General features: G+C 34.0%; 8 protein-coding genes and 1 pseudogene. 3 read left to right on the top strand and 6 right to left on the bottom strand.

The window, feature by feature from the left end; all coding sequences use genetic code 11:
- Positions 1–108 precede the first annotated feature (108 nt).
- From H6F32_RS16880 to H6F32_RS16860, 5 genes and pseudogenes are all read right to left on the bottom strand, one after another.
- Positions 109–1,131: pseudogene (locus H6F32_RS16880) on the bottom strand (glycosyltransferase family 4 protein); the annotation flags it as partial.
- Positions 1,132–2,047: 916 nt separating this feature from the next.
- A complete protein-coding gene (gene rpsU, locus H6F32_RS16875) occupies positions 2,048–2,245 on the bottom strand; it encodes a 30S ribosomal protein S21 (RefSeq protein WP_190370464.1) in 198 nt (65 codons plus the stop codon).
- 206 nt (positions 2,246–2,451) lie between these two features.
- Positions 2,452–2,754, bottom strand: a complete 303-nt coding sequence (locus H6F32_RS16870) for an RNA-binding protein (protein WP_190370463.1) — start codon at positions 2,752–2,754, stop codon at positions 2,452–2,454.
- Positions 2,755–3,312: 558 nt separating this feature from the next.
- On the bottom strand, positions 3,313–4,182 hold the full coding sequence (locus H6F32_RS16865; protein WP_242031161.1) for a 3'(2'),5'-bisphosphate nucleotidase CysQ: 870 nt from the start codon (positions 4,180–4,182) through the stop codon (positions 3,313–3,315).
- Positions 4,183–4,245: 63 nt separating this feature from the next.
- A complete protein-coding gene (locus tag H6F32_RS16860; protein ID WP_190370462.1) occupies positions 4,246–5,133 on the bottom strand; it encodes a PfkB family carbohydrate kinase in 888 nt (295 codons plus the stop codon).
- Between the two features lie 39 nt (positions 5,134–5,172).
- Here H6F32_RS16860 and H6F32_RS16855 point away from each other — a divergent pair, with 39 nt between their 5' ends.
- From H6F32_RS16855 to rsmI, 3 genes are all read left to right on the top strand, one after another.
- Positions 5,173–5,784, top strand: coding sequence for a PH domain-containing protein (locus H6F32_RS16855; RefSeq protein ID WP_190370461.1), 612 nt, complete (start codon positions 5,173–5,175; stop codon positions 5,782–5,784).
- Positions 5,785–5,861: 77 nt separating this feature from the next.
- Positions 5,862–6,317 (top strand): DUF29 domain-containing protein, encoded by a 456-nt coding sequence (locus H6F32_RS16850; protein ID WP_190370460.1) that lies wholly within the window; start codon positions 5,862–5,864, stop codon positions 6,315–6,317.
- A 49-nt stretch (positions 6,318–6,366) separates the two neighbouring features.
- Positions 6,367–7,242, top strand: coding sequence for a 16S rRNA (cytidine(1402)-2'-O)-methyltransferase (rsmI, locus tag H6F32_RS16845; RefSeq protein WP_190370459.1), 876 nt, complete (start codon positions 6,367–6,369; stop codon positions 7,240–7,242).
- A gap of 282 nt (positions 7,243–7,524) precedes the next feature.
- Here the strand turns inward: rsmI and H6F32_RS16840 are convergent, their stop codons facing one another.
- Entirely contained in the window at positions 7,525–8,172 is a 648-nt protein-coding gene (locus H6F32_RS16840; protein ID WP_190370458.1) for a hypothetical protein, read from the bottom strand.
- Positions 8,173–8,231 lie beyond the last annotated feature (59 nt).

Genomic DNA, 8,231 nt, shown 5'->3' with positions numbered 1-8,231 from the left:
CAACTGGTATGAAGTACAGAGGAATCTGTTTACTTTAGTTGTACGTGAGCATATTTTTGCTAATCTTAATAGCGATCGCATGATCTAGAATACATAGATAATGTTTTTTGTCAATGCGTAAGTCCTAGGTATTATCTTTTTGTCTTGATAGGGTAGAAACAAAAAGTTTTTTAGCCCTAGCCTATGGACATCTTCAATCAATTTCTCTCTTTTTTGACCTCCTCCAATACAAACAAACTGAATTTCTTGATTATTTTGTAATTGTTTTGCGGTTTCTAAAATTGTATCTATATCATGACATCTACCCATGTTACCAGAGTAAAGAACTACGAATTTTTCTACTAGATTATATTTTCTAGCAAACCAGTTATCTTCTTTACTCATTGGTTTGATCATCTGTGGATCCCCCCAACTGTGAATTACAGATATTTTATCTGCTATTTCTGGACAAGTGAGTAATACCTGTTCTTTCATAGACGGACTCAATACTATCACTCTTTTTGCTTTTTGCCAAACTTGCCGATTTAATTGTCGCCAAAATTTTGCTAACCAGTGGTTTTTCTCTATTACTCCTAGAGCGATCGCTATATCTGGATATAAATCATAGATCAAGCATACATAGGGAAATCTTAATACCAAACTAGCTAAATAACCTACTATGGGCAAAAATGGTGGAGCAGATGTCAATAAAAACACTCCACTACTGCGAAAGTTTTTGATGATATGCAGAAAGGATCTTATAGTAAATAAAACACCACTAAATGCTTTCCCTCTAATTCTCCCTGTCCATACTTGTGTGCTTCTTGACCTTTGAATACGAATATCACCTATTTCTTCTAACGCAGCAGCTTGAGTGGTAGTAAATGCATATCCTGGTTGCCCTGTGAATATGTTAATAACCACTCCTTCTTTTTCTAAATGTTGTACTAATTCTTCTATTAGCTGTCCTGTAGCTGCATAATCTGGTGGAAAAAACTCTGTAATTACAGTTAATTTAAGTGGTGAACTATATAATTTTTCACTTGTTATACTATCGCAGTCTTTTTTTACTAACGATGAATAATTCTGGTCTGTCCCATTGCTATTTGTATCGTCAGTTTGACTTTTAGTCTTTGTTTGCTGATTGATCATATTAATTTTTTGTTTTTCCATTTGCCTTTTTGATTTGAATAGCCCTCAGTAAACCAATTCCTGCGAGGTTGGAGAATGCTTTTGTGTTTATCTTGTATTTTGTTACACTAAATTATAAATTGGTGTTGTTATTGTTGGGGTTTATGAATCAAGCTATGAAAAATAAAAACCTCCTCATCTCAAATACTGGTCATTTACATTTATTTAATACTTTAGCGATCGCCAACAAATGTCAACAATCATACCCATTTTTGCCATATTTACCTGCAAATTTTTTCAATCCCTGCTAGTAACTTGCGTTTCTAGCTATAACTATAAACTTTTCCCCCCCTAAGTTCCCATTTAAAAGGATTACTTTGATTAATTCCAAACCTTCCTAAAGTGTGATTTAGTTCAAAAACTAACTCTGAGTTTAGTATAAGATAATGTTTATCATAACATTACGATTATGTCAACCCGTTGTTACATAAATTTAACACATCGCAATCCTCAATGATCACGAATTAGACAAAACAGAGGTAACTCATGAATTAGAACTAAGCAAGAATAAGGTTTTTAGTCCCATATTGGGTAAGTCCTAACGATTTATGATCTAGGACAAGAGGGCGTACATAAACCAACCATTCTAAAACCTCCAAAAGCCTATGCTTTCTTCGTTTTCAATGCATGACTTTTAAATGCATGAATTTCGATCTGCGGTACTAGTGTCCTCATCTGACAATTTTATAGACAAAGCTAATGTTAACAAAAATCAATATATTTTCGTAAAAAAAATCAACTAAATTATAGATAATTATCAATAAATTAAAAGGAAACCCCAGAGGATTTCCCAATATCAGTCAAAAAATATACATTACATGGCAGGTACATAAATCAAACAACTACTGACTGCTGATAGCTGATAGCTGACTACTACTTACCGCTTGAAGCGAGAATGTTGTTGACGACGTTGTTTATGTCTAGCTACTGCTTTTCGCTTTTCCTTCTCTAAAGGTGTTTCAAAATGGCGATTTTTCCGCATATCTTGAAAAATTCCAGCTTTAGAAACTTCCCGCTTAAATCTTCTTAATGCTGACTCAATGCCTTCGTTTTCACCCAAAACTACTTGCGTCATTCTTATTTCTCCTTATTCTGGATGAACAATTGCCTATCATAGACAATGTAAACTAGATAAAACCTGCTTAGAACATCTAATCATTTAGCCATCATAGCAGAAACAAGGGTTAGCTATTTGTTACTGCTATAAATGCGATCGTTAAAAAGCTAAAAGTTAGCTAAAAGTTAGCTAAAAGTTAAATGTTGATTTCCTGAAATTCAGACTTAATAGCGGCCACCACGTCCACCGTTACCTCCCCAGCTACCACCGCGAGATCCTTTATCTTCTTTAGGTTTAGCCTTATTCACTTTTAAATCTCTTCCCATCCATTCAGCACCATCAAGTGCTTCAATAGCTGCTGTTTCTTCTGCATCTGAACTCATTTCCACGAATGCAAAACCTCTAGGGCGACCTGTTTCTCGATCTGTAGGCAATTGGACGCGACTAACTTTACCATACTCAGAAAAAGCATTTTTCAGATCATCGCTAGTAACTTGATAAGATAGATTACCGATGTAAATGGACATAAATATATTAATGGTCTTCCAAACCAGATTAGAGTGGAGAGTTAGATTCGGAGAGACTCATTTAAAAAGAAAGCTTAAAACGACTTACTCAACCGAAAATAATCCTTATTGTTATTAGTATAGCACTAGCTCACAAGATAAACTCATAATCTGTTATGTTTAGCCAGAAAATTTTGTGTTAGCAGTCAGTAGGGGTAAAGCATGAAAAAAATTGTGTAAATTTAAGCGACATATACTACAGATTTAGCCTAGCTGCGGTATGCTAAAGCTACACTGCACTATCATTCGCAGTGGGGCTATGGTTTTTCAGCTACAGCAGTTTCCGTTATGATGAGGTACAGATGTTAATGATAAAACCCTTGTAACACAGGCATCTTGCCTGCCTATGGTGTACCTCATGTAGACGGAATGTGCTGTAATTTGAATTGTGGAACTGAACAGGACCGAGATGAAAATGCTGCAAAAAATATAAATAAAGTCGGGATAGGGCATTGCCACGACTCTAAACAGGCGCAGAGACAGAGTAAGACTACTTAGGTAGCGTCCGTCGGTGAAGCGTCAAAAAAGTATATTTCTTGCTAGTTGACATAGGTGGTGATGATCTTGATAACTACTAGCAATAATAGTTTCCCATTGATTAATTTCACCAGTATTGTAGCGCAAATATTCTCCGTTAATATACGTAAAACTTCCTCCAGCCTCCGTAAAAATTAATTCAGGTGCAGCCATATCCCAATCTTTAGGAGCAGACTTACCAGATATGGAAATATAAACATCAGCTAGACTTTCAATGATAGCAGATATTTTACAACCAACACTACCAATAGCTAACTGTTTTTTACAGGGTAAATTTTCTAGTAAATATTCTAATTTAGCATTACGATGGGAACGACTAACTACTAAAGTTAAATCTTCTAAAGTAGCTTGAGATTTAATTTTTAATGGTAAAATACCTGCCTTATTTTCCACAAATGTACCACCATTTTTAGTAGCAAAATATAGTTTTTCCGCTTCAGGAATAGCCACAACAGCTAATACTGGACTTGTACCTTTTACTAAAGCAATATGAATAGCATATTCTCCAGTTTTATTAATAAAATCCCTTGTACCATCTAAAGGATCGATGATCCATACCCATTCATGGGGATTTTTATGAGGATTTTGTTTGTAGGTTTCTTCACTAATATAACCAAAATCTTTATTACCAAAAGCAGCTTGTAACTGGGAAATTATATATTCACTTACAGCTATATCTGCTAATGTCACAGGTTCATTTTCTTGATATTGGATTTGCAAGTTATCCAAATTATTATTATCTACTGTACCCTGATAATAAGAACGGAGTAATTTAGCTGCATTATGACCTATTTCCTTAGTAATTGTGAGAATTTTTGCTAAATCTGGCTGTAAATTTGGCATAGTTGGCATAGTTTTATGTTGGGTTGTATTTTGTGAAAACTTAGTATTAATTCAATTATCAATTATCAATTGTCAATTGTCAATCATCCAAGAGCGAGTACCAAAGAATTTACAGGCTTTTGCGGCAATTTCCGCAGCTGCTGTTAATGCCATGATAAAATTATTTTGTAGATTATGATCTAAAATATCATTATCTAAAATATAATGGCAAAAAGCACCATGAAAAATATCACCTGCTCCTAATGTATCTCTAGGTTGAATAGGATGAATTTTAATTAAACCTTGATTACCATGACTAATATATTTAATCGGTTTTTCTCCTTGGGTAATAGCAATATGAGGAATATGAAAACTTTGTAAATATTCTAAAATATCTTCTTGATTTCTACAATTAGGCGGATAAAAATTAGCCGAAATTATGGCATAATCTACAAAGGGTAATATTTTCTCCAATCCTGATTTCCAACTACCTCCATCCATGACAATAGGTATTTTGCTTTCTCGCGCTTTTTGAGCAATGATTTCACTAATGGCTATTTGATGTCCGTCAATTAAGATAATATCAATATCTGTTAAAATATCATCAGGAATATTTTCTATCTTGGCTAGAGTTTTGACTGCGTTAATAGAAATAACCGCCCTTTCTCCTGTATTTTCTGTAACAATAATTGAAGATACTGGTGGGGATGTTTGGATATTAGGATCAAGATCAATAATTTTCACTTGGTAGTTTCTTAAATCTTCCTTAATTAATGCTGTAATGGGATGTGATCCTAAAATACCTACAATTTGGGCATTATTACCCAAGTAACTAAATGTAACAGAAGCGTTGGTAGCAGGTCCACCTGATGTTACAGTATAATCAGTAGCTACTAGTTTTTGATTATTTTGGGGGAATGAGGGAGCAAGATAAATAAAATCGAGGGTAATTAAACCGATAAATAGGGCTGTTTTTTTCATTGGTAATTTCTAATTCACTTTAATGGAGAGCAAAAAATCATGTTTAAAAATTTAGCGATGGATGCACTAGGTTTGAGTGATATTGGTGCTGTGATCAAACCTGTGGATTATAATAAGGTGGATAGTGATGATTATGTCATGCACGAGGAAGGGGAGAAAATCTATTTTCTGATTAAGTCCAAAACCGATGAGTATTGTTTTACAAATTTAGCGTTAATTCATTTAGATGGAACTTCCGCAGTTAGTAAAAAACGCTTACTCAAACGGTTTAATTATGCTCATCATATCATTAAAGATGTGAAATTAGAAACGGCTGGGACAATAGATATGGATATTGAAATAAAGTTAACAATGGGTGAACATTCCTATTCTATTGATGTGGCTAAAAGTTATATAGAACAGTTGAAAGATTTGTATAAGACGTTGTTGAAGATTGCTTATATTCAAAAAGAGAATGCTGTATTTTATCAATATGCCCAAACTAGTTTAAATACTGCTTCTGATACTGTGGGTCGTTGTACTAATACATCTACTTCTGATGAGCAATTTAAGTCAATTAATCAGTATGCTTTTAATTGGTTAAAGAATGCCCATGAAACTTATGTACGTAAGGATTTTGGGGCAGTTTTTGAGAAGTTTATTAATAATTAATCAATAATTAATCACAAGATCCCCAACTTCTTCAAGAAGTCGGGGATCTGAAAGTAGTAAATTGGGGAGGTCAAGAAATGACAAAAACACCAGCAAAAAGTCTCTATAATCAAGATTTTGCGCTTTGGGTTATAGATACAGTAACTCAGTTGAAAAAAAGAAATTTTCATGAGGTTGATTGGGAAAATTTGATTGAGGAGGTGGAATTTTTGGTAAGAAGAGAAAGACGGGAGTTAGAAAGTCGTTTAGTAACTTTATTTGAACATATATTAAAACGTCGCTATGTTCCTTTAGTTGATTGTTACCGAGGATGGGAAAATACTATTAAACGTACTCAAAAAGATTTGAAAAAACTTTTAAAAGATTCTCCTAGTTTACGCAATTATTTTTTAGAAATATTAACTGAATGTTATGCAGATGCAGTTGATAATTTGATTAATGAATATGATGTTAATTTCCCTAATGTTTGTCCTTTTTCAGAGGATGAGGATATAGACATTTTATTAAATCATCAGTCTTGGGAGAATATATAATACTAAATATCTCTTGTAAAAATCTTATTTTGTTCGGTTTTATATTATTATGCAACCAGATCCCAAACCAGGTACATTATATATTGTGGGCACGCCCATTGGCAATTTAGAAGATATGACTTTTCGTGCTGTACGTATTTTACAAGCTGTAGATTTAATTGCGGCCGAAGATACTAGACATACAGGAAAGTTATTACAACATTTTCAAATTACTACTCCACAAATGAGTTATCATGAACATAATCGTCAAAGTCGTATTCCTGAAATTTTAGATTCTTTACGTTATGGAAAAGCGATCGCTTTAGTGAGTGATGCGGGAATGCCAGGTATTTCTGATCCTGGATATGAGTTAATTAAGGCTTGTGTGGATCATGGTATTTCTGTTGTTCCTATTCCTAGTGCTACGGCAGCAATTACAGCTTTAAGTGCTTCTGGCCTACCTACAAATAAGTTTATTTTTGATGGTTTTTTACCTGCAAAAAGTCAACAAAGACGAGACTATTTACAGTCATTGTTAACAGAAACGCGGACTTTAGTGTTTTATGAGTCTCCCCATCGTTTGCGAGAAACTTTAGCAGATTTAGGTGATATTTTTGGGGGCGATCGCTCTATAGTCATAGCTAGGGAGTTAACTAAATTATATGAGGAATTTTGGCGCGGAACAATTACGGAAGCGATCGCTGAATACCAAAAAAGAGAACCTCAAGGAGAATATACTCTAATTATTGCTGGCAGTATCCTTGAAGAAAATCAACTATCAGAAAATGAGTTAAAAAATGAACTATTAGCAATGATTAAACAAGGTATTTCTCGTTCCCAAGCAAGTCGAGAAATAGCTAAAGATACTGGGTTATCTCGGCGCTATATTTATCAACTGGCTTTATGTTTAGAAATCAATTGTGAATCAGGAATTAAAGAGCTATAAGATAAACGATATTCAGCGATCCTCAATAAATTCCTGATCATCACTAAATTATATTCTATTACTGATACAGATTAAAAACAATCTGAATTAAACAGAAAATAATTGATCTTATAGCACTATGGGGTAAAGTTAGGACAGTTGGAAAGATGGAAACTGAATCATAGCTTAATTCTGTATTCTAAATTCTAGATTCTTAATTGCGCGTAGTGCTATAACATTAATTTCATCTGATAGAAGTATAGTGAGGGTAGACAAAATGCCTACCCTACAATTTGTGACTGACTATTTTTTACTGTTAACAAGAGTTCTTTTTTTACGCCATTGATACAATGCAAAAAGAGTACCAGCACTCACAACAATTGCACTAGCATCAGACTCAAAAGGTACAGGTGTAATATTCAAAGTCGCTGAGTTTAAAGTTCCCACATTGCCGTTAGCACTATCATAAATTCGCAATGTCCAAGTGGTATTTTGTATATCACTATTAAAATCACTAAAGTTAGTAGCTGTAACACTAGGAAATTCATTAAAAGAATTGTTTTCTGGTGCAAAACTACCTGTATAGGAGAGTTTTGAACTACTTGAAAGCAATGGTTGTCCATCAGTAAATGTAGTGTTGATTAGATTAGCACCTGACAACGTACTAAATAGATTAATAGTTCTACCGCTTGCATTGTTAATCAAATAACCTTCCAATTCTTGAAGATCGGCATGGGATAAATTGATGTTAAGACTATAGTTATAGCTTGGAGCATTTGTCACACCTGAAACTATAAACGTAAAGTCTGTTTTTATTGGTGTGCCATCGGGAGAATCATTAAGTGTACCAGTTGTACTAGAAAAAGAGATTGCATTAACTGGTTTAGCGATCGCGCCATAACTAAGCGCAGTAAGCAGCGTAGCAAACAAGATGTTAGAAATTCTCAGCATAAGAATTGATAAAACTGGTAAATAATTGTGGGCAAAGTCTTGGTTTGAGAAAGAAATAG

The sequence above is a fragment of the Anabaena sp. FACHB-1237 genome (assembly GCF_014696225.1).
Classification (GTDB): domain Bacteria; phylum Cyanobacteriota; class Cyanobacteriia; order Cyanobacteriales; family Nostocaceae; genus FACHB-1237.
Note: the sequence above shows the minus strand (reverse complement) of the source record. Positions and strands in the feature narration are given on the sequence as shown.